At 71.9% G+C, this 24,652-nt stretch carries 12 protein-coding genes; 5 read left to right on the top strand and 7 right to left on the bottom strand.

Features of this window, described 5'->3' with window-relative positions; genetic code table 11:
- Positions 1 to 42: 42 nt before the first annotated feature.
- From ABD143_RS32890 to ABD143_RS32875, 4 genes are all read right to left on the bottom strand, one after another.
- Positions 43 to 5,148, bottom strand: a complete 5,106-nt coding sequence (locus ABD143_RS32890) for a thioester reductase domain-containing protein (protein WP_343985788.1) — start codon at positions 5,146 to 5,148, stop codon at positions 43 to 45.
- Entirely contained in the window at positions 5,145 to 12,968 is a 7,824-nt protein-coding gene (locus ABD143_RS32885; protein ID WP_343985785.1) for a type I polyketide synthase, read from the bottom strand. The genes ABD143_RS32890 and ABD143_RS32885 overlap by 4 nt, the downstream gene beginning before the upstream one ends.
- Before the next feature lie 252 nt (positions 12,969 to 13,220).
- Positions 13,221 to 14,708 (bottom strand): MFS transporter, encoded by a 1,488-nt coding sequence (locus ABD143_RS32880; protein WP_343985782.1) that lies wholly within the window; start codon positions 14,706 to 14,708, stop codon positions 13,221 to 13,223.
- Between the two features lie 81 nt (positions 14,709 to 14,789).
- The gene (locus tag ABD143_RS32875) at positions 14,790 to 17,009 is read right to left on the bottom strand and encodes an MMPL family transporter (RefSeq protein WP_343985778.1); all 2,220 of its coding nucleotides are present in this window, start codon (positions 17,007 to 17,009) and stop codon (positions 14,790 to 14,792) included.
- A 115-nt stretch (positions 17,010 to 17,124) separates the two neighbouring features.
- Between ABD143_RS32875 and ABD143_RS32870 the strand changes: the two genes are divergently transcribed.
- Positions 17,125 to 17,715, top strand: a complete 591-nt coding sequence (locus ABD143_RS32870; protein WP_343985775.1) for a TetR/AcrR family transcriptional regulator — start codon at positions 17,125 to 17,127, stop codon at positions 17,713 to 17,715.
- Positions 17,716 to 17,788: 73 nt separating this feature from the next.
- On the opposite strand, the gene ABD143_RS32865 is transcribed toward ABD143_RS32870, so the two are convergent.
- The 3 genes from ABD143_RS32865 to ABD143_RS32855 all read right to left on the bottom strand — a co-directional run bounded on the left by ABD143_RS32865 (position 17,789) and on the right by ABD143_RS32855 (position 19,903).
- Positions 17,789 to 17,983, bottom strand: a complete 195-nt coding sequence (locus ABD143_RS32865) for a ferredoxin (RefSeq protein ID WP_343985772.1) — start codon at positions 17,981 to 17,983, stop codon at positions 17,789 to 17,791.
- Between the two features lie 23 nt (positions 17,984 to 18,006).
- Positions 18,007 to 19,212, bottom strand: a complete 1,206-nt coding sequence (locus tag ABD143_RS32860; RefSeq protein WP_343985769.1) for a cytochrome P450 — start codon at positions 19,210 to 19,212, stop codon at positions 18,007 to 18,009.
- 424 nt (positions 19,213 to 19,636) lie between these two features.
- Complete coding sequence (locus ABD143_RS32855) at positions 19,637 to 19,903, bottom strand: hypothetical protein (RefSeq protein ID WP_343985766.1); 267 nt, start codon at positions 19,901 to 19,903, stop codon at positions 19,637 to 19,639.
- Between the two features lie 459 nt (positions 19,904 to 20,362).
- Here ABD143_RS32855 and ABD143_RS32850 point away from each other — a divergent pair, with 459 nt between their 5' ends.
- Genes ABD143_RS32850 through ABD143_RS32835 form a run of 4 tightly spaced genes read left to right on the top strand, consistent with a single transcriptional unit; the run spans position 20,363 to position 24,599 of the window.
- Positions 20,363 to 21,667, top strand: a complete 1,305-nt coding sequence (locus ABD143_RS32850; RefSeq protein WP_343985763.1) for a glycosyltransferase — start codon at positions 20,363 to 20,365, stop codon at positions 21,665 to 21,667.
- Positions 21,668 to 21,672: 5 nt separating this feature from the next.
- The gene (locus ABD143_RS32845) at positions 21,673 to 23,322 is read left to right on the top strand and encodes a GMC oxidoreductase (RefSeq protein ID WP_343985760.1); all 1,650 of its coding nucleotides are present in this window, start codon (positions 21,673 to 21,675) and stop codon (positions 23,320 to 23,322) included.
- A gap of 18 nt (positions 23,323 to 23,340) precedes the next feature.
- The gene (locus ABD143_RS32840) at positions 23,341 to 24,423 is read left to right on the top strand and encodes a Gfo/Idh/MocA family protein (protein WP_343985757.1); all 1,083 of its coding nucleotides are present in this window, start codon (positions 23,341 to 23,343) and stop codon (positions 24,421 to 24,423) included.
- 32 nt (positions 24,424 to 24,455) lie between these two features.
- Positions 24,456 to 24,599 carry a hypothetical protein gene (locus tag ABD143_RS32835; RefSeq protein WP_343985754.1) on the top strand — a complete coding sequence of 48 codons (144 nt, stop codon included), beginning with the start codon at positions 24,456 to 24,458 and terminating at the stop codon, positions 24,597 to 24,599.
- Positions 24,600 to 24,652 lie beyond the last annotated feature (53 nt).

The following is a 24,652-nucleotide window of genomic DNA, read 5'->3' as shown; positions in this document are numbered from 1 at the left end:
CGCGGATCGGGTCGGGTCGGGTCGGGTCGGGTCGGTCGAGGGTCAGGCGCGAGCGGTGGCCGGGGGTTCGAGGAAGCCGACGTCGACGAAGCCCCGCAGGAACGTGTGGACCAGGTCGGGGTCGAGCGGCGGGCAGGCCAGGCCGGTCCCGGTCTCCGCCAGCGCCTGCCGGGTGAGGTCGGAGGTGGAGAACGGCAGCCGGGTGTCGTCGATGCTGTCGTGGAGGAACGGCGCGAGACCCAGCAGCGCGAGGGTGCCCGGGTTGCGGCCGGTGACCCGGTCGCGCCAGTCCTCGAACGGCATCCGACCGAGCGGGTAGCCGAACTCCTCGACCGCGTCGAACAGCTCGCGCCAGCTCATCGAGCGCTCGTTGACCAGGTGGAAGGTGCGGCCGCGCAGCTGAGGCCGGTTCGCCACCGCCACCACCGCCGCGGCCACGTAGTCGATCGGCGCGGGCTGCACCGGCATCACCGCCACGGAGGTCGGCGCGATACCGGCCTGCACGCAACCCTTGAGGATCATCGACAGGTGGTCGAGCCGGTTGAACGCGCCGGTGACGCTGTGGCCGCCGGTGTTGATCCGGTGGATCGTCACCGGCAGCCCGCGCTCCTGGGCATACCGCACCATCCGCTCCGCCACCCACTTGGTCTGCGCGTAGCCGACCACCAGCGAACCGCTGGTGTGCATGTCGGCGTTCTCGTCGACCGCGTCGGCGGTGAAGTCCTTGGAGGAGAAGACGCCGACGGTGGAGATGAAGTGCACCGGGCGGGGCACGCCTGCCGCCGCCAGCCGCAGCACCTCGCGCGTGCCGGCGACGTTCGCACCCTGCAAGCCGTTGTACGGGTAGGTCCACTTGACCATGCCACCGCAGTGGACGACGTCGCCGACCGCATCGTGGAGCGCGGTGAACCGGGCCGCGTCCAGGCCGAGGAGTGGCTCGGCGAGGTCGCCGAGGACCGGAACCAGACGCGGACGGAACGGCTCCGGGTCGATGCCGTACTGCCGGAGGTTGTCCGTCAGCCTGCGCAGCGCGTGCTCCTCGTCGCGTGCGCGGACCAGGCAGTGGACATCGCCCTGGCGCTGCTTCATCAGCTCGTCGAGGAGGAACGCGCCGACGAAGCCGGTGGCGCCGGTGAGCAGCGTCGGGGCGGCGGGGTCGAACGGCTCGGGGTCACCGGTGAACGTGATCTCCGGGTCGAGCCCGGCGAGGGCGGTCATCTCGGGCACGGTCAAGGATTTCGAGCGCGTGGTCTTCGCCTTGCGCTTGGCCGGCGTCGGCGTGGGGGCAGTGGCCGCCGGGGCGGGCGCGACGTGTTCGGTGGGCGCCGGCTCGGGCTCGGGTCGCGGGGGTGCCGCGGCCGGCTGGTCGGCCCGCCACAGGTCGGTGACGTAACGCGCCAACCCGGTCAGCGACGTGCGGTCGAAGAAGACCTCCATCGGCACGGTGACGTCGAGCAGGCCCTCCATGTCGGTGCGCAGCTCCGCGATCATCAGCGAGTCGGCGAGCCCTTCCAGCGGGACCTTCAGGTCGATCTCCTCGGGCGGCATGCCGAGGATCGGGGCCAAGATCCGGCTGAGGTGGTCGACAAGCTCGCGGGTCCGTTCCGGCTCCGCCGTCGTCCGCAGACGGTCCACGTCGAAGGCGGCCAGCGGGTCGCCACCGTCCGGGGCGACGGTGGCGGCGCGCTCGGCGACGAGGCGTTCCAGCATCGACGGGGCGACGGGGCGGTAGGTCACTCCCCACACCTCGGCGAGGAGGCGCCCGTCGGCGCCGGTCATCCGCAGGTCACCGAGGACCGAACCGTCCGCGGTCTCCCGGAGCACCGCGACGCACTCCAACTCCTCGTCCACTGCCTGGACCGCGGCTCTGAGGTCGCCCGTCACCATGCGCCGGCACCCGGTGCCGAGCTGGACGGGACGGTCGTCGGGGATCTCGTCGACGTCGTCGGGCAGCGCGGCGAACGCAATCAACTGGATGGCCGCGTCCATCAGCAGCAGTTCGGGACGGATCCCCGCGGTGACGCCCGCGGCGTCCAGGGCCGGTGGGACCACCCTGCCGACCGCCGTGCGAGCACCGCTGCGGGCGCTCCGTACCAGCCGGAAGCTCGGCCCCAGCCGGAACAGCGGGTGCCAGGCCCGCTGGTAGAACTCGTCCTCGGTAAGGGTTCGCCCGCTCCGTTCCAGGGCGCCGGTGAACTCCGGACCGGGGCCTGCGGCCCCGGTCGACGGTTCGGCCTGCTCGTCCGCCTCGGGAACCACCTCCACCACGGTCTCGAAGTGGCGCTGCCAACCCGCCTCGGGTCCGCCGCTGAAGAGCTGCGCCCGGGCGCGGCCCCCCGACGGCGGGTCGACCACGACCTGGATGGTTGCGGTGTCGTTCTCGCCGAGCACCAGCGGCCGCGAGAGCGCCAGCTCCTGGGGGCGCGCCGGGCGGCCGAACGCCCGTTCGGCGCAGCGCAGGACCAGCTCGAAGAAGACCGTGCCGGGCACCACGAGCCGTCCGTGGACGCGGTGTTCGGTGAGGAACGGCACGTGGCGCAGGGACATCTCGGTCTCGCCGATGACGGCACCGGTGGCGGTGCTCAGCAGGCGGGGCGTCAGGCCGACACCCTCGCCGGTGTACGGCGTGCGGGACAGGGCCGCCTGCGGGTCGATCTCCGGCCAGTAGGCGTGCCGTTGGAAGGGGTAGGTCGGCAGCAGCGAGGGCCGGGCCGGGCGGAGACCGTTGAGCAGGGCCCAGTCGAGGTCGACGCCCGCCGCCCAGACGCGGGCTGCGGCCAGCAGCAGACCGGCAAGGGAGTCGTCGTCAGCGCCGGTACCGGCAGGCAGGCAGGCTGCGGCGACCGCGTCCTCGTCTCCGTGGGGCAGGGCGAGGAACGCCGGTCCCACGGCGGGCCGCCCGAGGTCGACCACCGCCTGCACGGTCCGCTGCTGGATCGCCCGCGCGGTCTCCGCCGCGTCCCCGGTCACGTCGGCACCGGCCCCCTCGTCGCCGTCGGGCAGCAGCTCAGTGGTGGGTGTGCGGCGGGTGACGGTCTCCGGGCCGGCCAGGCCGGCCGCCAGGCGGGCGCCGTCGGCGGGTGACCAGACGCCCGCCAACGCGGCGGCGGCGTACGCCCCGGCGCCGTGGCCGACGACCAGGTCGGGCCGCACGCCGAGCGAAGACCACCAACGGCCCAGTGCGACGGTCGTGGCGTACGACACGAGGTCGGAGTTGCCGGTCGCGGCCCCGCCGTCACCGGCGCCGTCGGACAGCGCGGTCAACGGCGCCGCGGCCTCCGGGCCGACGGCCTCGACCATCTCGTCCACGATCCTCGCCACCGCCGGCGAACGCCGGTAGAGCGTCGCCAGCAGGCGGGCGCCGGCGGCGCCGTCACCGTTCGCCGGGACGACGAACGCCACGCGCGGCGGCCCCTCGGAACGGCGGCGCCCCTGGACCACGCCGGGAACGGCGTTCCCCTGGCCCACGGCGTGCAGCCGCGCCGCCGCCTCGGCGAGGGTGCCTGCGACGACGGCGGCGCGGTCGGCGAGGTCGGCCCGGCCGACGCCGGCCGTCCAGGCCGCGTCGGCGAGGCGCCTGGCGTCGCCGTCGTTCTTCCCGTCCCGCGCGGCGCCGATCCACGACGCCAGCTGCGCGGCGCCTGCCCGCAGCGCCATCACGCCGTGGCCGGTGACCTTGACGAGGAACGGGCCTTCGACCTGGTCGGTCTCGTTCTCCGCACCGTCCGGCGCGGCGGCCGACTCGATCACCGTGTGGGCGTTGGTCCCGCCGAAGCCGAACGACGACACACCGGCGATGCGCCGCTCCGCCCGCCACGGCGTCGCGGTCGTCGGGACGGTCAGCGGCAGCTGCTCCCACGCGATGTGCGGGTTGGGCGTGGTCAGGTTCAGTTGGGGCGGGATCAGGCCGCGCTCCACCGTCAGCACGGCCTTGATGAGCCCGGCGATGCCTGCGCCCGCCTCCAGGTGGCCGATGTTGGCCTTAACCGCGCCGAGCGCGACCGGGCCCGCGCCGCTCTCCTGCCGCCCCTCGCCCAACACCGCCGCCAGCGCGCGCACCTCGATCGGGTCACCCAGCGAGGTCCCGGTGCCGTGCGCCTCGACGTAACCCACCTCGGCCGGGCGGATACCGGCGACGTCCAGCGCCGCGCGGATAACGTCCTGCTGCGCCGCGCCGCGCGGCACCGTCAACCCGGAGGTCCGCCCATCCTGGTTGACGGCGGTGCCGCGGATCACCGCCCAGGTCCGCTGCCCGGCGGCGCGGGCCACGTCCGCCCGGCGCAGCACGACCACCCCGCAGCCCTCGCCCCGCACGTAGCCGTCGGCCGACGCGTCGAAGGTCTTGCACTGGCCCTGCGGGGAGAGCATCTGCGCCTTCGACAGCGCCACGGTCGTGCCCGGCGACAGCATCAGGCTGACCCCGGCGACGATCGCGATGTCGCACTCACCCGCGCGCAGCGCCTGGCCCGCCAGGTGGACCGCGACCAGAGACGACGAGCAGGCGGTGTCCACCACCATGCTGGGGCCCTCGAGACCCAGGGCGAACGACAGCCGGTTGGCCGCCATGTTCTGCGAGCCGCCGCTCGCGGCGTACCCGTCGATCGCCGACACGTCGCTGGTGGAGAGCCGCAGCCGTTCGAAGTCGCTACCGCCCATGCCGACGAAGACACCGGTGCGCGAACCGCGCAGCGAGTCCGGCGCGATCCCGGCGTGCTCGAGCGCCTCCCAGGCGACCTCCAGCACGAAACGATGCTGCGGGTCCACCCCGACCGCCTCACGCGGCGCGATGCCGAACAACCCGGCATCGAACTCCCGCACCCCGTCCACAAAGCCACCGTGACGCGTGTACGAGCGGCCGGGGACCTCAGGATCAGGGTTGTAGAAGTCGTCGATCTTCCAACGGTCTGCGGGCACCTCCACCACACCCGACCTGCCGTTGACCAACAACTCCCAGAACGCCTCCACACCAACCGCGCCACCCGGGAAACGGCAACCCATACCCACGACGGCGACGGGCTCGGTCACCAGCCGCCGGGCCTCGGCGGCCTCGGCGCGGGCGGCCTTCAACTCCACCAGGGCGCGACGCAGCACGTCGGCCGAGCGACCCGGGTTGGCCGTGGTCGCCGCGTCCGCCGACTGGTTTGTCATGACATCTCCCGTGGGCTCGTCGTGGATTCGTGCGACAGCGGCTGCGACTGCTCCAGCTCCTGGTCGAGGAGTTCGAGGAGTTCGGTCTCGGACAGGCCGTCGAGGGGTTCGTCCGGTTCGGCGGGCTCGCCCGCGTCGTCCGGCAGCGCCAGCACCGACGTCAGGAGGTGCTCCGACAGCGCGGCGATGCTCGGGTGTTCGAACGCGACGGTGGCCGGCAGGTCGATGCCGAGCAGCCGATCGACGCGGTTCTTCAGCTCGACGCTCATCAGCGAGTCCATGCCGGCGTCGACGAAGCCCGCCTCCCGGTTCAGCCGTTGCTTCTCGTCGCCGCCGAGGACCGCGGCGACCTCGCGCTGCATCCGCTCCTCCAGCAGCCGTACGCGAGCCCCTCCGTGCGCGACCCGCAGGCCGCGGAGCAGTTCCTCGTCCGCGGTGGTGGTCTCGCGCCGGGCGCCGAGCTCCGCCAGCAACGGCCGACGGCGGCGGGCCTCCAGCACCGGGCGGAACCGGTCCCAGTCGACCGGCGCCACCGTCACCTGCCGGTGGTGGTCGGCGGCGAGCAGCCGTCCCAACGCGGCGAAGCCGACGGGGTCGGGCAGCACGTGCAGGCCCATCGCCTCGAAGTGGTGGAGGTGCTCGGCGTCGACCAGGTCGCTGCCGTCCCACCAGCCCCAGTCGACGGCGACGCCGGGCAGGCCGCGGGCGGCGCGGTGGTGGGCCATGGTGTCGAGGAAGCCGTTGGCCGCCGCGTAGTGGCCCGCGAGCGCCGAGCCCCAGACGGCCGATGCCGAGGAGAACATCACGAAGAAGTCGAGCTCGGTCGTGCTGTCCGGACCGCAGGTCAACGCGTCGAGCAGCAGCGTGCCGTCGACCTTGGCCTGGGTCATGGCCCGGAAGCGGTCCCAGTCCAGCTCGGCCACGGTGCACGGGTTGAACGTGCCCGCGGCGTGGACCACGCCGCGGATCGCGGGCCAGTCGGCGTCCGGGGCGAACAGCGCCGCCATGTCCTCGGGGTCGGCGACGTCGGCGCTGGGCGTGTGGACGGTGGCACCCGCGTCGCGCAGCCGCTGGACGGCGGCGACCACCGGGTCGGCGGGGTCGGCGGGCAGCGGGCGACGGCCGGCCAGCACGAGGTGGCGGGCGCCGCGTTCCACCAGCCACTCCGCCACGCGCAGGCCGAGCGCGCCGCGGCCGCCGGTGATCAGGTAGCCGGCGGTGCCGGTGACCGGCGTGGACGGGGCGGGAGCGAGGCGTTCGATCCGCGACAGCCGGACCACCCGCCGGCCGCCGGCCCGGTATGCCACCTGGTCCTCACCGTCGCCGGTGGCGGCGAGGATCTCCGCCACCACGGCGTCAGCGTCGGCCGCCGGGTCGTTCCGCTCCGGGTCGAGGTCGACGAGGCCGCCCCAGATCTCCGGCTGCTCCAGGGCGACGACCCGGGCGAGGCCCCACACCGGGCTCTGCAACGGCGCGACCGGGCCGCTGTCGACGCCCATCGCGCCGCGGGTCACCACCCACACGCGGGGCGGGTTCACCGCGTTGACCCCGAGCAGCCCGTGGGCGGCGGCGAGTAGCGGGCCGCAGGAGACGGCGAGGGCGGCCTCCACGTCCTGGCCGGCGGCGAGGGTGCCGCAGTGCACGAAGCCGCGCAGCGTACCGACCTCGGCCACGGCGTCGGCCAGCACCTGGCGCACCGTCTCCGGCGCCTCGGGGTCGAGCCGGTCCGGGCCGACGACCACGCACTGCCCGCCACCGGCGGTCAGCCGCGCGGCGACCTGCTCGGCGAAGCCCCCGGCGGACGCGCCTTCCTCCGTGCCGTCGGCGACGATCAGCCAGCCGCCGTTCGCCGCCGCGGCGTTCCCCACGGACGGCTCTGGCTCCACCGGCTGCCAGCGGATCTCGTACGTCACGTCGGCGAGCTCGGCCTCGATCCGGCCGCCGTCGTCCGCTCGGGCCGCCGGCGGCTTCGGCAGCCAGTAACGCCGCCGCTGCCAGGGGTACGTCGGCAGCGTCACCCGGCGGCCGGTCGCCGCGGGGTGCAGCGTGGAGTGGTCGAGCTCGTAGCCGAGGACGTGGAGCTGCCCTGCAGCGGCCAGCAACGTGGCGCGGCTGCCGCGGCGGGCCCGCAGCGAAGGGATGACGGTGTGCGCGGCGCCGTCGGCGGTCAGGGTCTGGGTGGCGGGCGTCTTGAGCACGGCGTGCGGTCCGACCTCCAGGACCACCGTGTGGCCCGTCGGTGCGGACGCCGCGCGCAGCGCGTCGGCGAACCGCACGGGGCGCACCATGTTCTCCGCCCAGTACGCCGGGTCGAACGTGGCGCCGTCGCCGAAGCGCCCCCCGGTCACGGTCGAGCAGACCGTCACCGTCGGCGAGCTGGGGACCAGCCCCTCCAGCGCCCGCAGCAGGTCCGGCTGGGCCGCCAGCATTCGCGGGGTGTGGAAGGCGTACTCCCGTTGGATCGACGTCCACGACGCCCGCCGCAGGCGGACCTCCGGCTCCAGCGCGTCGAGCGCCGCCGGGTCGCCCGCGACGACGACGCTCCGCGGGCCGTTGACGGCCGCGATCCACACCAGGTCGCCGTGGGGCGCGATCACCTCGGCCGCCTCGTCGGGGGAGAGGCCGACCGCGACCATCGAACCGGAGCCGCGGGTCGCCGCCATCGCCTCGCCGCGGCGCACCGCCACCGTCATGGCCTGGTCGAGGTCGAGAGCGCCCGCGACGTGCGCCGCCGCGACCTCGCCGACGCTGTGGCCGACGACCGCGTCGGGCGTGACGCCCCACTCCCGCCACAGCGCGGTCAGCGCCAGCTGCACGGCGACGATGCCGGGCTGGGCGAAGCGGGTGTCGGTGAGGAGGGAGGTCTCGGCCGGCGCCCGCAGCACGTCCAGCAGCGACCAGCCTGCGAGGTCCCGCACCAGTTCCTCGCAGCGGTTCAGCACTGTCGCGGCGGCGGGCTCGGCGAGCAGGTCGGCACCCATGCCCGCCCACTGGCTGCCCTGGCCGCTGAAGGCGAAGACAAGGCGGCGGCGATCCTCGGGCACCACCCGGCCGGTGGCCAGGCCCGTGTGCTCCTCGCCGCGCGCGGCGGCGGCCAGCAGCCCGGCCGCCTCGGCGGCGGAGCCTGCGGTGACGGTGAGACGTTCCGCCATCGGGGTACGGCGTACCGCCGCGTTCCACGCGACGTCGGGCCAGGCGGGGGGCTCGACCGTCCGGCCTGCCTGGTCGCGGCGGTCCTGGGTCAGCAGGTCGCCGTAGCGCCCGGCGAGCGCGGCGAGGGCCTCGGGCGTCCGGGCCGACAGCACCAGCAACGAGGGACGGTCGTCCCCTGGCTCGGCGACCCGCCGGTCCGGCTCCTCGGCGCGGGGCGGCTCCTCGGCGCGGGGCGGCTCCGCCAGCACCACGTGGGCGTTGGTCCCGCTGAAGCCGAACGAGCTCAGGCCCGCCACCCGTGGCCCGTCGGTCGGCTCCCAGGTGGTGAGCTCGGCCGGGATCTCCACCGGAAGCTCGTCCCACGCCACGTGCGGGTTCGGGGTGGCCACGTGCAGGTGGGGCGGGATCTCGCCGTGGTGGAGCGCGAGCGCGACCTTGATCAGCCCGGCCACCCCGGCCGCCGCCTCCAGGTGGCCGATGTTGGTCTTCGCCGACCCGACGCGCAGCGTCGCGGCCGCGCCGGCGTCCCGCGCCGGACGCAGCACCTCCGTCAGCGCTCTGACCTCGATCGGGTCGCCCAAGGAGGTGCCGGTGCCGTGTGCCTCGACGTAGCTGACCGCACCCGTCTCGGTCCGCGCGTCGCGCAGCGCGTCCCGGATGACCCCCTGCTGCGCCTGCCCGTTGGGGACGGTGAGACCCGCGCTCGCGCCGTCCTGGTTGACGGCCGAGCCGCGCAGCACCGCCCACACGTGGTCCCCGTCGGCCAGCGCGTCCCGCAGGCGCTTGAGGATGACCACGCCCGCGCCCTCGCCGCGGCCGTAGCCGTCGGCGGACGCGTCGAACGTCTTGCACCGGCCGTCGGAGGCCAGGGCGCCGAGGTTGGCGAGGCTCGTGGTGGTCAACGGGGCGAGCATCAGGTTGACCCCGCCGACGATCGACAGGTCCGACTCGCCCGCGCGCAGACTTCGGATCGCGAGGTGGGTGGCGACCAGCGAGGAGGAACAGGCGGTGTCGACCGTCATGCACGGCCCCTGCGCGCCGAAGAGGTACGACAGCCTGCCGGCGGCGATGCTGAAGGTGTTGCCGGTGGCGCTGTAGGCGTCGCCCACCGCGGTCGGGTCCGCGGCGAGCAGCTGCAGGTAGTCGAGGGTGGCCATGCCCAGATACACCGAGGTGGAGGAGCCGGCGAGGTCGGTGGCGGAGTAGCCGGCGTCCTCCAGCGCCTCCCACGCCACCTCCAGCGTCAGCCGCTGCTGCGGGTCCATACTGCGGGCCTCGCGCGGGGTGATGCGGAACGCCTCGGCGTCGAACATGTCGACCGGCACGTCGAGGAAGCCGCCGCGGAAGACGTCCGGCGAGACGCCGGCCGCACGGGCGGACGCTGCGGCGGCGTCGGCGTCCCATCGGTCGGGAGGAACCGGCGAGGTGGCGTCGCGGCCCTCGCGCAGCAGCCGCCAGTAGCCGTCGAGGTCGTTGGCACCGCCAGGGAGGCGGCACGCCATGCCGACGATCGCGATCGGCTCGGCGGGGTCGGCGGCGCGGTCGGCGGGTTCGGAGGTGACCTCGGCGGTGGTGGTGCTCACCTCCGCGTCGCCGTCCGCCCCCGTCCCGACCCCCGAGTCGGCGAGGTACTGCGCCAGCCTGCGGATCGTCGGGTGCTCGAAGACCGCCGTGGCGGGCACGTGCCAGCCGTACCCCTCCGCGAAGCGGGTCCGCAGCATCACCACCATCGCCGAGGTCAGACCCAGGTCGAACAGGCCGGCGTCGGCGTCGAGCTCGTCGCCCTCCGGCAGTTCCATCACCGCCGAGAGCTCGTCGCGCAGCACGGTGACGAGGGCGGTGACGTGCTGGGCGTCGCGGCGGCCCCGGCGTACGCGGACGGGATCCTGGGTCTCGCGCTGGGGGGCGGCGGGAGTCGGCCGGTCGGCGGCCTCGGAGGGTGCCGCGGCCGCACGCAGGCCGGGCAGATCCGGCCAGTACGTCCTCCGTTGGAAGGGGTAGGTCGGCAGCGTCGGCAACGGGCCCGCCGGCCGGGGGCCGTTGACCCGGGTCCAGTCGAGGTCGACACCGGCGGCCCACACCCGGCCCGCCGACTCCAGCAGGCCGCGCGGCACGCCGCCGTCCACGACGACCGACGGGACGCAGACCGGTGCGCGCTCCTCGGCGGCGGCGAGGACCAGCGGCAACAGCCCGCCGGGACCGAGTTCGACCACCACGCCGATCCGGCGGTCCAGCAGGGTCCGTGCGGCCTCGGCGAAGCGAACCGGCTGACGGGTGTGGCGCGCCCAGTAGGCTGCGGTGCCAATCTCGGGGCCTGCGAGCTCGCCGGTGGTGTCGGAGATGATCTCCGCGGTGGGGCGGCCGGGCTGCACGTCGTCGAACGCCCTTGCCAGCGGCGCGAGAATCGGTTCCATCTGCGGGCTGTGGAACGCGCGGGTGACCCGCAGCCGGGTGCCGACCCGTAGCCCGGTGCCGCGCACACCCTCCGCCTCCAGTTCCTCCAGCAGCGCCGTCACGGCCTCCGTCGGGCCGGAGACCACGGTCTCGCGGGCGCTGTTGTAGGCGGCTATCACCACCTCGCCGTTGCGGAGGGCCGCGCGGTCGAGGAGATCCTCGGCAGGGCGGAAGACCGCCGCCATCGTGCCGCCGGACGGTAGCCCGTCCATCAGCCGGGAACGGGTGACGACCAGCCTGGCCCCGTCCTCCAGGGAGAAGACGTCGGCCAGCACGGCGGCGGCGTACGCCCCCAGGCTGTGGCCGAGCACCGCGGCGGGGCGCACGCCGACCGACTGCCACCACCGGCCCATCGCGACCGCCATGGTGAAGAGCGCGGGGTGGACCACGGACGCGTCGTTGAGGGCGGCGGCGACCGCTGGGTCGCCGCTGTCGTCGAGCAGCGCGGAGAGCGGCAGGTCGGAGACTGGGCCGACGACCGCGGCGACCATGTCGACGACCTCGGTCACCGCGGGCACCCGCCCGTACAGCCCGACGAGCGCACCGGCGATGCGCTGGCCCTGGCCGGGGACCACGAAGCCGACGCGGGGCACGCCGCCGGTGCCGCGGCGGCCCCGGGCCACGCCGGGGGCCAGGCGGTCCTGGGCGACGGCCTGGAGGTTTTCGGCGGCCTCGGTGAGGGTGTCGGCGACGACGGCCGCGCGGTCGGGCAGGTCGGCCCGGCCGACGGTGGCGGCCCAGGCGAGGTGGGCGAGGCCTGCGGGGGTGTTCCCGGCGTCGCGCTGGACGAGCGACGCGAGGCGTTCCGCCCCCTCCGCCACCGCGTCCGCGGAGTGGCCGGTGACCTTCAGGAGGAACGGTCCTTCGACAGTCGTGTCGTCGGCGGCTTCGCGGGGTGCCGCGGACTCGATCACGACGTGGGCGTTGGACCCGCCGAAGCCGAACCCCGATATGCCGGCGACCCGCCACTCGGCCTCCCACGGTGTTGCGGTCGTCGGTACGGTGACGGGCAGTCGGTCCCAGGGGATGTGCGGGTTGGGCTCGGTCAGGTGCGGGTGGGGCGGGATCACGCCGCGCTCCACCGCCAGCACGGTCTTGATCAGTGCGGCGATGCCTGCGCCCGCCTCCAGGTGGCCGATGTTGGCCTTGACCGCGCCGAGCGCCACCGGACCCGCGCCGCTCTCCTGCCGTCCCTCACCGAGCACCGCCGCCAGAGCGCGCACCTCGATCGGGTCACCCAGCACCGTCCCGGTGCCGTGCGTCTCGACGTAGCCGACCTCGGCCGGGCGGATGCCTGCAGCGTCCAGTGCCTGGCGGATCACGCCCTGCTGGGCCGCGCCGCGCGGCGCCGTCAGACCGTTGCTCCGTCCGTCCTGGTTGGTGGCGGTGCCGCGGATCACCGCCCAAATCCGCTGCCCGGCGGCGCGGGCCACGTCCGCCCGGCGCAGCACGACCACGCCGCAGCCCTCGCCCCGCACGTAGCCGTCGGCCGACGCGTCGAACGTGGCGGACCGTCCCGCCGTCGACAGGAAGCGCCCCCGGGAGAACGCGACGGTGACGTTGGGCGACAGCATGAGGTTGACGCCGGCGACGATCGCGGTGTCGCACTCACCCGCGCGCAGCGCCTGGCCCGCCAGGTGGACCGCGACCAGCGAGGACGAGCAGGCGGTGTCCACCACCATGCTGGGGCCCTCGAGACCCAGGGCGAACGACAGCCGGTTGGCCGCCATGGTGGGGGCTACGCCGGTGGTGTAGTAGCTGTCGATGATGCCGGGGTCACCCGCGGCGAGGTTGAGCCGTTCGAAATCGCTGCCGCTGATGCCGACAAAGACACCGGTGCGCGAGCCACGCAGCGAGTCCGGCGCGATCCCCGCGTGCTCGAGCGCCTCCCAGGCGACCTCCAGCACGAAACGATGCTGCGGGTCCACCCCGACCGCCTCACGCGGCGCGATGCCGAACAACCCGGCATCGAACTCCCGCACCCCGTCCACGAAGCCACCGTGGCGGGAGTAGGTCTGGCCGACGGCGTCCGGGTCGGGGTTGTAGAAGTCGTCGAGCTTCCAGCGGTCGGCGGGCACCTCCACCACACCCGACCTGCCGTTGACCAATAGCTCCCAGAACGCCTCCACACCGACGGCGCCACCCGGGAAACGGCAACCCATGCCCACCACGGCGACCGCGTCGTGCACCGTTCTCTGCGGAGAATGACTCATACGTGCTCCCGACGCGGAAGAATTGATAACGGTGATCCAGGCATGCGTTGACGTGCGTTCTCAATCCTGTCGAACCAGCCGGTGCGAGCAACCCCTAAGTGCCCCCTAGGGCAGCTACAAGGGATTTGTCGAAGCACTAGGGGATTTGCGCGGAGCACCGAGTCACCAGCATCGAGGCCGGCGAAACAGAAAGGAGCCCCGCCACCTGGTCGAGGTGGCGGGGCTCCCTGACAGGCTGAGCCGGGGGGAGACTCAGCCCGCCGTAAGAGGCTCCTCAGCAGTAGTTGACGGAACCTCTCCGTGGGTCGCTTTGCGTGGCAGCAGAAAACTAGCGACGAACGCGACTGTCATCAGGCAGATAGGAAGGATCATCGTGAGTTCGAAGGCACGGCTCGCGGCGCTCGCCCAGCCCGACGTCTGTTCGGCTGGCAGCAGGCCGAAGAAGAGCGCGCCGACGGCGGAAACACCGATCGCCGCGCCGATCTGCTGTACCGCGTTCAGCACCCCCGAGGCCGACCCGGCTTCGTCCACCGGCACATTGGAGAGCGCGAAGTCCACCACGAGCACGATGGAGAGACCCCCGCCGATTCCGCCGAGCACCAGCGGCAGCGCGAGCATCACGGCGTTGGCGTCCGGTCCGTACGCACGCATGACCAGCAGCATCGTGACCAGGGCCAGGATGAACACCACGAGCCCCACCTGAACGACCCGGCGCCCGAACCGCGGCGCCAGCAGGTTGAGAGCCAGGCCGCCGACGATCGGGGCGATGAGACCCCACCAGAGCATGGCCACGCCGGCCTGCATGATGCCGTAGCCGAGCCCGTTCTGGAGGTAGACCGTGAAGGTCAAGAAGAAGCCGTACACCGTGGCGAAACCGAGCCCCAGGATCGTCAGGCCGCCGGTGAACGACCGGTGCCGGAACAGCCGCATCGGGAGCAGGGGGGAGGTCGCCCGGCCCCGCTGGTGGACCACGAAGAGCCCGAGTGCGGGCACCGACAGCGCCATGAGGACGAAGATCCACAGCGGCCACCCCACCTCGTGCCCCACCGCCAGCGGGTAGAGCAAGAGCAGCAGCGCGGCCGCCAGCAGGACCATGCCCGTGACGTCGAGCCGGTGTGCTGTCCGCGACCGGGACTCCGGCAGCAGGTAGACGGCGGCGAGCAGCAGCACCAGTCCGACGGGCACGTTGATGAGGAAGATCAGCCGCCATCCCAGTCCCGCGACGTCGCTCTCGGTTAACAGCGCCCCCACGAACGGGCCGATCATCGAGCTGAGGGCGTACATCGCGACGGCCACGGTGAGCGGCCGAGCCCGTTCGTGAGGGGCGTACATGACCTGGATCGTCGCGATCACCTGCGGCACCATCAACGCCGCCGCGATGCCCTGCGCCACCCGGAAGGCGACGAGCTGTCCGCCGCTCTGCGCCAGCGTGCACAACAGCGAGGTCACCACGAAGAGCGCCAGGCCGGTGATGAAGACCCGCTTGCGGCCGTAGAGATCGCCCAGCCGCCCGCCGGTGATCATGCCGATGGCGAACGGCAGCGCGTACCCGGCGATCGTCCACTGGAGCGCCGAGCCGCTGGCGTCGAGATCCTCCTGGATCCGCGGCAGCGCCACGTTGACGACGCTCGTGTCCAACAGGTCCATCAGCATGCCGATGACGAGCACGGTGAGGGCCGCGGTGCGCCGCCTGACCGGTGCCTCGGCGCTGCCCTGGTCATGCAACTCTGCCTGTGCCACTGCTTCCTCGCCTTCCTTGGAGTGTTGTGGCCCAAGGTTCTGGGGTGGCGCTCGGTCATGACGGGCTGTCACGGCCCGTGGTCAGACGCGGCTGGCCGGTTCGCTCGTGGCCTCGGTCCCTGCGGCGTGCCGAGGCGCGTCGGGGAGGGTCGGCTGTTCGCCCGACGACCGTGGCCCGCCCGGCCACCAGTTCGCCCGGCCCAGGAGCTGCATCGCGGCGGGCACGATGATCGAGCGGACCACGGTGGCGTCGATCACGACCGCCAGCGTCAGCCCGATCCCGATGGTCATGACGAACAGTGATGTGGCGGTGACGCCCATCGCGGCGAGCACGACGACCATCAGCAGTCCGGCCCGGGTGATGACGGAACCGGTGCTCTCCAGACCCACGCGGATGGAGCGCTGGTTGTCACCAGTGGCCCGGTATTCCTCGTGGATGCGGCTCACCAGGAACATCTCGTAGTCGGTGACGAGACCGAAGGCGATGGTGATGATGATCGCCAGGCCCCACACGTCGGTCGTGCCCACCACGTAGAAGTCCAGTAGGCCTCGGAAGCCGCCCTCCTGGAATCCCCAGATGATGAGGCCGAGCGAGGCTCCTAGCGAGATGAAGGCGACGACAACGGCCTTGATCGGCACGAGCACCGACCGGAAGCAGATGACGAGCACGAGCAGGGTTGACAGGCCGACGAAGAGGAGTGCCCACGGCAATGCGGCGGTCGTCGCATCGTTGCCGTCGAAGCTGACCGGCGGGGCGCCGTTACCGCCGACGAGGACCTGGTCGGCGCCTGCCGGGGCGTCGAGTGCTCTGACCTCGCGCACCAACGCCACGTTGTGGGCATCGTCGATCTCACCCCGGTACTGGAAGGTCACCCAGGTCAGTTCGTCGTCGGCGCGGTGGACGACGGGCTCGGACGCCCCCTCCACGCCGTCCACGGCTCGCATGTAGTCCGCCAGGGCCTGCTCCTCCACCGGGCCGGAGATGGCGATGTCGATCAGGCTTTCGCCCGCATGACCCGGGGCGAACTCCTCGTTCAGGATCACGGGAACCACCTGGACCTCGTTGTCTTCGGGCAGGTAGCGGTGGTTGGTGAGGCCCGGCTCCAGCATGAACAGCGGGGTCGTGGCGGCCAGGAGCGCCAGCAGGCCGCTGACCAGCCACGGCACGGGCCGCCGGGTGACGGAGCGGGCCAGCGCGGCCCACGCCCGGTCCTCCCGGGTGACGGCGCCGGGCCTGCGACGCAGCCAGCGCGGGCCGAGCGCGTTGATCCGGGGGCCGAGCACCGCCAGCGCGGCGGGCATCACCACGAGCGCGGCGAGGATGTTGAAGAGGACCACCGTGATGCCGGCCCAGCCGAACGAGTGGGAGATCGGCTGCGGGAAGAACAGCAGCCCGCACAGTCCGATGACAACGACCAGGCCGGAGAAGGCGACCGTGCGTCCGGACGTGTTCATCGTTGCCACCAGCGCCGCGCTCACGTCGCCGTCGTGGCGATCCAGTTCGCTGCGGAACCGGCTGACCATGAAGAGCCCGTAGTCGATGGCGAGGCCCAGGCCGAGCAGCGTGGTGATCTCCATGGCGAAGATCGAGATGTTCATGACGTACGTCAGGCAGCGCAGCAACACCATCGAGCCGATGATCGCCAGGATCCCCAGCGCGACGGGGATGGCGGCGGCCACCAGGCCACGGAAGGTGATCAGGAGCAGGATCAGCAGGATCGGCAGCGCGATCATCTGGGAGATGGCCAGGCCCTGCGTGGCCGCCTCCTGGAGGTGGTACACACTGCCGGCCTCGCCCGCGATGTAGGTCTCCACCTGACCGCCGTCGGCGCGGGCCAGGCCCTCGATCTCGGCGTATGACTCGAGGCGCTCGGCGGTGTCCGCACCTTCCAGGGTGAGCGTGGCGATCGTGGAGGACCGGTCCTCGGAGACGTACTCGGCGCGCTCCTCCTCGGTGAGCCCCGGGCTCCAGTAGCCGGTCCAGGAGAGGACCTCGGACTGCGGCAGCCTGCTGAGCGCCGCCGTCACCACCTGTTCGAACGCCGGGTCGTCGACCGTCAGCTCGCCGGTGGGGTCGGTGTAGACCACCACCGAGTCCAGGTCACCGGGCTGGTGCCCGAAGTGGTCCTGCAGCAGCACGTTGGCGCGGGTGGACTCCGCGTTCGGAGACTCCAACCCATCGGTGACCATCACGCCGAAGACTCCGCTGCCCCAGACACCGCCGAGAACCACGAACAGTGCCGCCGCGATGAGAATCAGACGCCTGCGCACGTAGGCGAAGCGCCCCAGCAGTGAGAACATTTCAGATTCCACCTGGAAGTCGTACAAGCCAGCGGGTTGACGACGTCAACCTAGCAGCCGCCGGTTGACCTCGTCAACCGGCGCCATCTGGCATATCGCGAGGTACAGTCAAAAAGTGCCTCCCTTTACCCGAAGTCTGCTGATTGCCGCGGCAGCCGACCTCCTCGACGCGGGTGGACGAGAGTCCGTCACCCTGCGAGAGGTCGGTCACCGCGCCGGGGTGTCCCACAACGCCCCGTACAAGCACTTCGCCAACAAGGAGGCTCTGCTCGCCGGCGTCGCCGCAGAGGAACTGACGAAGCTGGGCGATGCACTGGCCGCCTTGCGGAAGGACAATCTGCCCGAGGGTGAGGTGCTCCGCGTGGCCCTGCGGGAGTACGTCGCCTGGGCGCTGACCCATCCGGCCCGTTACCGGCTGGTGTTCGGCGTCTGGTCGACCCCGTTCGAGGACCTGGCCGTGGCCGCTGAGTCCAGCCACAGCACGCTGATCGCCATCGTCGAGGCCGCGCAGCGGGCCGGACAGCTCCCGCCTGGCGACACCGAGCGGATGACGGCGCTGCTGCAGGCCCTGATCCACGGCGCGATCGACCTGACGGTGATCGGGCACCTCGCGATCGGCGGCAAGGGGAACGCCGACGCCGACGGCCTCGTCGACGACCTCCTGCGCTACCTGCACGCCTCGGCGGCGGTCGTCTCCTCCTCCTGACGTCCCGTTCGGCCGAACGCACCGACGGGCGGCCGGTGTACCCGGACCGCCCGTCGCCACCGCGCCGACCGCGTCACTCGATGATCGAGATGGCCGCCGAGGGGCATCCGTGCGCCGCCCGCCGGGCCGCCTCGTGGTGCTGTTCCGAGGGCGTGTGCTGGAGGACCACGACGACGCCGTCCTCCTCGCCCTGGTCGAACACCTCCCCCGAGGTCTGGACGCATTTCCCGGACCCGACGCACAGGTCCTGGTCGGCGCTCACTCGCATGCGAATCCCGCTCCCTCTCGTCGTCACCAGGTCACCGGCAGCTCGTCCAGCCCGCCGATCCAGCGTCGCTCAATGGGGATGTGCAGTTCCTCGAACGGCACGGCGAGCTCGAGCGTGGGGAAGCGCTGGAACAGCATGCTGAAGACGACCTGCAGTTCTATCCGCGCCAGCGCGTTGCCGACGCAGTAGTGCATGCCGTGGCCGAAACTGGCGTGGGAGGCATCCGGCTTGCGGAAGATGTCGAAGCGCTCCGGATCAGCGAACGTCCGATCGTCCATGTTCGCCACGCTCGTGGAGGTGAGCACGCAGTCGCCTTTTCGGAGCGTGACGCCCTCGATCTCGAAATCCTCGCGTGCGTAGCGCGGGAAGAGATCGTCCACCGGGATGCTGCGCCGCAGGATCTCCTCGACGGCCTGCTCGACGAGCGAGGGGTCGTCCACCAGAGCCTTTCGTTGCTCGGGATGCCTGAGCAACAGGAGTGTCCCGAAGTCGATCCGGGAGACGGTGCTCTCGTGTCCGCCGAAGACCAGGTGCAATGCCATGTCGGCGATCTCGTGGTCGGTCAGCAACTCCAGGTTCTCCGCGGCGGCGATGGCGATGAGATCGGACACCAGATCGTCCTGGGGACTCTTCCGCCGGTCGGCCACCATCCCCATTGTGTAGCCGAGCATCTCCCCCACCGCCTGGGCCGCGTCCGCCTGGTCGTTGCTGGTGAAACGGCCCGACCACAGGCGGAAACTGTCCCGGTCCGGCTCCGGGACACCGATCAGCTGGCAGATCACCGTGTTGGGCAGCGGGAAGGAGAAGTGCGCGTGCAGGTCGACCGGGGGCCGGCGCTGCGCCAGCTCGTCGAGCATGGACGCGGAGAGTTCCGTCACATGGTCTTTGAGCTGCCGCATGCGACGCGCGGAGAAGGCAGGCGTCAGCACCTTGCGCTGGGTGCGGTGGAGCTGCTCCTCCGTCGCGAAGTCGCCAGTCGGACCGCCGAACATGAGGGACGCCGAGACGCGCGCCGCATTTCCCGGGTCCGGATGTGAACGCCCGAGCCGGGCGTCGCCGAACACCTGCTTGCAGATGTGGTAGCCGGTCGCCAGCCATACGTCGTCACCGAGCGCGGTGCGGACCCTGACCAGTGGTGCACGGTCTCGCAGGGGCTTGTACCCGGGAGCGATGTCCAGCACGTTGGGGCGCGGGAACGGCAGCTGAGGCAGTTCCGTGTCCATCGTCATGATTCACCTTTCGCTACGTTCCGGTGATCGTCACGTCACCCGAGGGCGAGACGGCAGTGGGCGTCCGCGGGCGCGGCGTGCACATGGGAAGGAGGGCTGGCGAACGCGTCCCTAAGCCGAGGAGTCCGGTCGTGTCGCGGTGACGGGCCACCCCTGCCGGCATAGAGCCATGCCGCAACCAGCGACGTCGCTAATCAGCTCCTCAGCTCCCGGTCTGGCGAGATGTCGGTGCCGCAACTCCATCCTGTTGCCATGACCGCGCAGAGCAACCCCTACCAGACCCCTGAGAGGCGAGTAGGGGGAGTTCCCAGGGTGCGGCGTCCGACGACGGTGCAGGCTCCACCGATCCGCCTGCCCTCACGCCAGCCCCACCGGACACATCCACTGAACGCCACCGCCCTGACACTCGCCAGTAGATCCAGGCTCAGGGAACGTCCCAGTACTGGCCGAGGAGAAAGGGCATCCCGCGGGACACGCTGCGCTTCTCGCTCGGCCGATACTCCGATCTAGGAATGATCCGGAAATCCATGCTCAGGCGGCTGATAGGCGTGTCGTTGATGACGTTCCCGTGCAACAAGTTGGCTCCATCGAACACCACCACCACTTCGCCGTACTCAGCGTCCACGTTCTGCTTCTCAATCCATACGGTGTTGTTGCCGAAGGCCCGTGTCATCGGAACCCAGTAGTTCACTTCACTTGAGTCGTGCCCGAAGTCCCTGTCCCGATGCCAAGGTCCATCTTCCCGCCGAGCTAGATGTCGAGGTTCTCGTGCGTCACTGCGAGCCGCCAGGCGCGGAACAGGGCGACGAACGTGGCCGTGTCGGCAGCCACCGGCCCGCCGAACCCCCAGCAGCGCGTCGCGCTCGCTCACGCCGTCACTCTCCCAACACCTCGTCCAACGGATATGACGATCCTTCAATTAGCAGACTAACCAGGGCCGTCCGCCTCCACCTATACCCCTATAACCCCTACAATCTCGACGCGAGATTACGTGTGCCGCCGTGCCAGACCCCTATTACCTCCATCGAATTCGGGAAGTGGCTATAGGGGCTTGCTGCCGTCTTGCCCGGCGTCTAGGTTTCGCGTCGTACGGTGGTTTCGCCACACGCTTCCGCGAACCGACCGCGCCTCCTGAGGAAACGAAGGGCCCATGACCCGGATTCTCTTTGCGACACTCCCCATCACCGGCCATGTGCGCCCGGGCCTGCCGGTCGCCCGTGAGCTGGTGAACGCCGGCCACGATGTCGCCTGGTACACCGGCCGGAAGTTCGAACCGTTGGTGAGTCGGGTGGGCGCGATATTCCTCCCCGGTGGCCTCGGACTCGACGGCGACGTGCTTCACGAGATGACTGGCAACCGGAGCGGCCTCAGCGGACTCAAGAGAATCGTCCGCGAGCTTTTCGTCGAACCGATTCCGGAATACGTGAAGGACCTCGGGTCCGTTGCCGACGAGTTCCGCCCCGACGTCATCGTCGTGGACGACTGTTTCCTCGCCGGCCCGATGGTCGCCCACCAGCGCGGGATCCGGAGCGTGGCCTACGTCGTGGGACCGCTCTCCGTCACCAGCGTCGACACGGCCCCCGCGGGCACCGGGCTGCCCCCGTCCTCCTCGCCCCTCGGCCGGCTGCGAAACCGCGGTCTGCAGTGGTTGGCCGCCCGCGTCCTCTTCCGCGACGTGCAGCAGGCGCTGCGCCGAGCTGCTGCCGCCGCCGACTTCCCGCCGCTCGACGACTTCCTCACCGACTGGACCGTGCGGCTCACCGACCGCACCCTGGTCTCCGCCATCCCGGAGGTCGAGTACCCACGCAGCGACCTGCCGGCGGTCGTGGAGTTCGTCGGCCCCATGCTGCCTACCGGCGTCGACGACTGGACTCCACCCGACTGGTGGCCAGAACTGCACGACGCCCGCCGCGACGGCCGGCCCGTCGTGCTGGTCACCCAGGGAACGGCCTCGACCGACACGCGACAGCTCATCCTGCCGGCCATCGAGGCGCTCGCCGACTCCGATGCTCTGGTGGTGGTCATCGCCTTCGACGGTGTGCCCGAGGGCGCGCTGCCCACCCCGCCGGCCAACCTCAGGCTGGAGCGGTTCGTTCCCTATACGGAACTGCTCCCGCTGACCGACGTGATGGTCACCAACGGCGGCTGGGCCGGGGTCCAGATGTCCCTCGTCTACGGCGTACCGCTGGTGACCGCCGGCCGCAGCGAGGACAAGATCGAGGTGAACCAGCGCGTGGCGTATTCGGGCGCCGGCATCTCCCTCAAGACCTCCACCCCGAGCTCGAAGCGGATCCGCGCCGCTGTCACGAAGGTGCTGACCGAGAGCCGATACCGGGAGCGCGCCCGGCAGCTGAAGGCGGCGTACGACCGATACCCGGGGGCACCCCGCGCCGCCGAGGCGATCCTCGAGGTGGTCGACGCCCCCGTGGGGACCTCGACCCGCGAGAACGGCTGACCGACATGAACACCGAGAAGAGCACCGCCGAGCAGCTGGCGACGGTCACCTGGGACGCCATCGTCATCGGCACAGGCATGGGCGGTGGGACCCTCGGCCACGAACTCGCCCGGCTCGGCAGACGGGTGCTGTTCCTGGAGAAGGGCAACGCCGACCTCGACCCGCCACCGGGCGCGATCATCGGCGACTACGCGGAGCAGACCTTCGACCTCGCCCGGCTGACCGACGCCGAGCACGCCGACCACCTGACCCGCGCCGGGCGGAGCGCCTGGTGGTACGAGGACACCACGCCGGGCAGGAAGCCGAAGCTGTTCCAGCCGATCACCGGCTCAGGCCTCGGCGGCTCGTCCGCCCTGTACGGGATGGTGACCGAGCGGCTCTTCCCCGAGGACTTCACCCCACGCGCCAACTTCGCCGACGTCGGCGACTCCACGGTGCCGGATTCCTGGCCGGTGAAGTACGACGAGATGGTGCCGTGGTATCAGCGGGCCGAACGCCTCTACCGGGTACGGGGCACAGCCGACCCAATGCGCCCCGACGACGACACCGACGCGCTGCTGCCGCCCGGGCCCGTCACCGCCCGCAACGCCAAGCTCGCCGACTACCTCAGCGAGCGCGGGATGCACCCCTACAGCCTTCACGTCGCCTGCGAGTACCGCCCGGAATGCAAGGCCTGCGAGTCCTACCTCTGTGCCGCGGGCTGCAAGAACCACGCCGGCAACGTCTGCGTGACACCTGCCGTCCGCGAGATGGGCGCCACCCTCCTCGACCGGACCATGGCGGTGCGCCTGGAGTCGACCAGGACCCGGGTGACCGGCGTCGTCGCCCGGCGGGACGGCCAGACCCACACCTTCCGCGGCCGGGTCGTCGTCGTCGCTGCCAGCGCGCTGCTGACCCCCGTGCTGCTGCTCAACTCCCGCTCCAACGACTGGCCGAACGGCCTGGCCAACGACCACGACCAGGTCGGCCGTAACCTAATGCGCCACTTCATGGACGTGTACGTCTTCCGTTCCCGCGTCAAGGACCGCGCACGCGGCCAGACCAAGGAATTGAGCGTCAACGACTTCTACCTGGTAGACGGCGACAAGTTCGGCACCCTCCAGTCGATGGGACACGTGCCGCCCTACGCGGTCCTGATGAACCACAGCCGCGGGAGCCGGCGGCTGCTGGGGCCGATGCGCCCACTCGCACGCCTGGGCTGGCAGCCCGTCATGCAGGACCGGTTCATCGTGCTGGCCGCCATCATGGAAGACCTGCCCTACGCGGACAACCGGATCCTGCCGGGCCGCGGCGACGGCAAGCAGGGCCCACTGCTCGAACTGCAGTACACGGTGAGTGCGGAGGATCGCGCGCGGCACCAGAGGTTCCACCGCCGGGTCAGGTCCACCCTCGGCCGGTACACCGGCTCGCTGCTCCCCCCGATCCACCTCTCCGGGATCGACATGAACGACGCCCTCGGCCACCAGTGCGGCACCTGTCGGTTCGGCGACGACCCACGCACCAGCGTGCTCAACCCCGACAACCTCGCCTGGGGCCTGGACAACCTCTACGTGGTCGACACCTCGATGATGCCCTCGAGCGGCGGCATCAACCCCAGCCTCACCATCGCCGCCAACGCCCTCCGCGTCGGCCACGTGATCCACGACTCGCTGTAGCCCCAGACGGGAGAAATCGTGACGGACGACCGCGCTGCCCACGGGGCCACCGGGACAACCGGAACCACGGTGAGGATCGGCGTGCTCGGCGCCGCCCGCATCGTGAAGACGGCGCTGACGCAGCCCGCCCACGAGGTACCCGAGGTGACGGTGGCCGCCCTCGCCGCCCGCGACCCGGCACGGGCCCGCGCCCACGCCGACCGCCTCGGCATCCCCCACGTCCACGACAGCTACGACGCGCTGCTCGCCGACCCCGCCATCGACGCCGTCTACGTCGCGGTGCCGAACGGGCTGCACGCGACGTGGAGTGAACGGGCGCTGCGGGCCGGCAAGCACGTGCTGGTCGAGAAGCCGGTCACCGCCAACGAGAGCGAGGCCAGGCGGCTGGCCCAGGTCGCCGAGGAGACCGGGCGCATCGCCTGCGAGGCGATGCACCCCCTCTACCACCCGCTGACCGACCGGGTCCGTGCGCTGCTGGCCGCCGGCACGATCGGCGAGATCCGCCACCTCGAGGCCCACATCGCCTTCCCGATCCCGTCGAGCAAGGACATTCGCTGGAGCTACGAGCTCGGCGGCGGCGCGCTGATGGACCTTGGGGTGTACGCCGTGGCGCTGCTGCGGACCTACGCCGGCGCGACCGGCCCGGCGGCGGCCGAGATCACGGAGGTGGTCCAGGCCAAGGCCCCCACCCGCACGAAGGACGTGGACCGCCGGGTCGACGCCCGGCTGCGGTTCGCCGGCGGCGCGACCGGACGGATCGTCGCCACCATGTGGGGCTGGCCGCCGCTGGCCACCCGGTGCCTGGTGGAGGGAACGAAGGGCCGGCTGACGGTCCTCAACCCGCTCGGGCCGCAGATGTTCAACCGGATCACCGTCACAGCAGCCGGCCGCCGCACCCGCGAGAGCGTCCCGAGGGAGCCCAGTACGTACGCCTGTCAGCTGCGCGCCTTCGCCCGCGCCGTCGTCGACGGCGAGCGGCCGCGCACCGACGCCGTTCACTTCGTGCCGACGATGGGGGTCATCGACGCCATCTACCGCCGAGCCGGACTGCCGATCCGCGGCGCCCGCGTGGCCGACCCGGTGGCCGACGAGGTCGCGTGACGCTGACGGATCGTGGACGCTCCGGAGGGACCGTGACCTCACCGGTCGGGGGCGCGGACGCGCGCCGGCTGCCCCACCAGGCCGCTCGGCGGGACACCCACCGCTGGACGCTGACGGCCCGCCGGGAGGACCTGGCGCGTTGCCGGCGGCTGGCGTCGGCGGCGATCCGGGAGTGACGGCAGCCGCCGCACGTGACCGAGCCGGTGCTGCACGGGGGTGACCGAGCTGC

This window comes from Pseudonocardia aurantiaca (assembly GCF_039526725.1).
GTDB lineage: Bacteria > Actinomycetota > Actinomycetes > Mycobacteriales > Pseudonocardiaceae > Pseudonocardia > Pseudonocardia aurantiaca.
The sequence above is the reverse complement of the archived record's forward strand: the minus strand, read 5'-3'. Positions and strand labels throughout refer to the sequence as shown.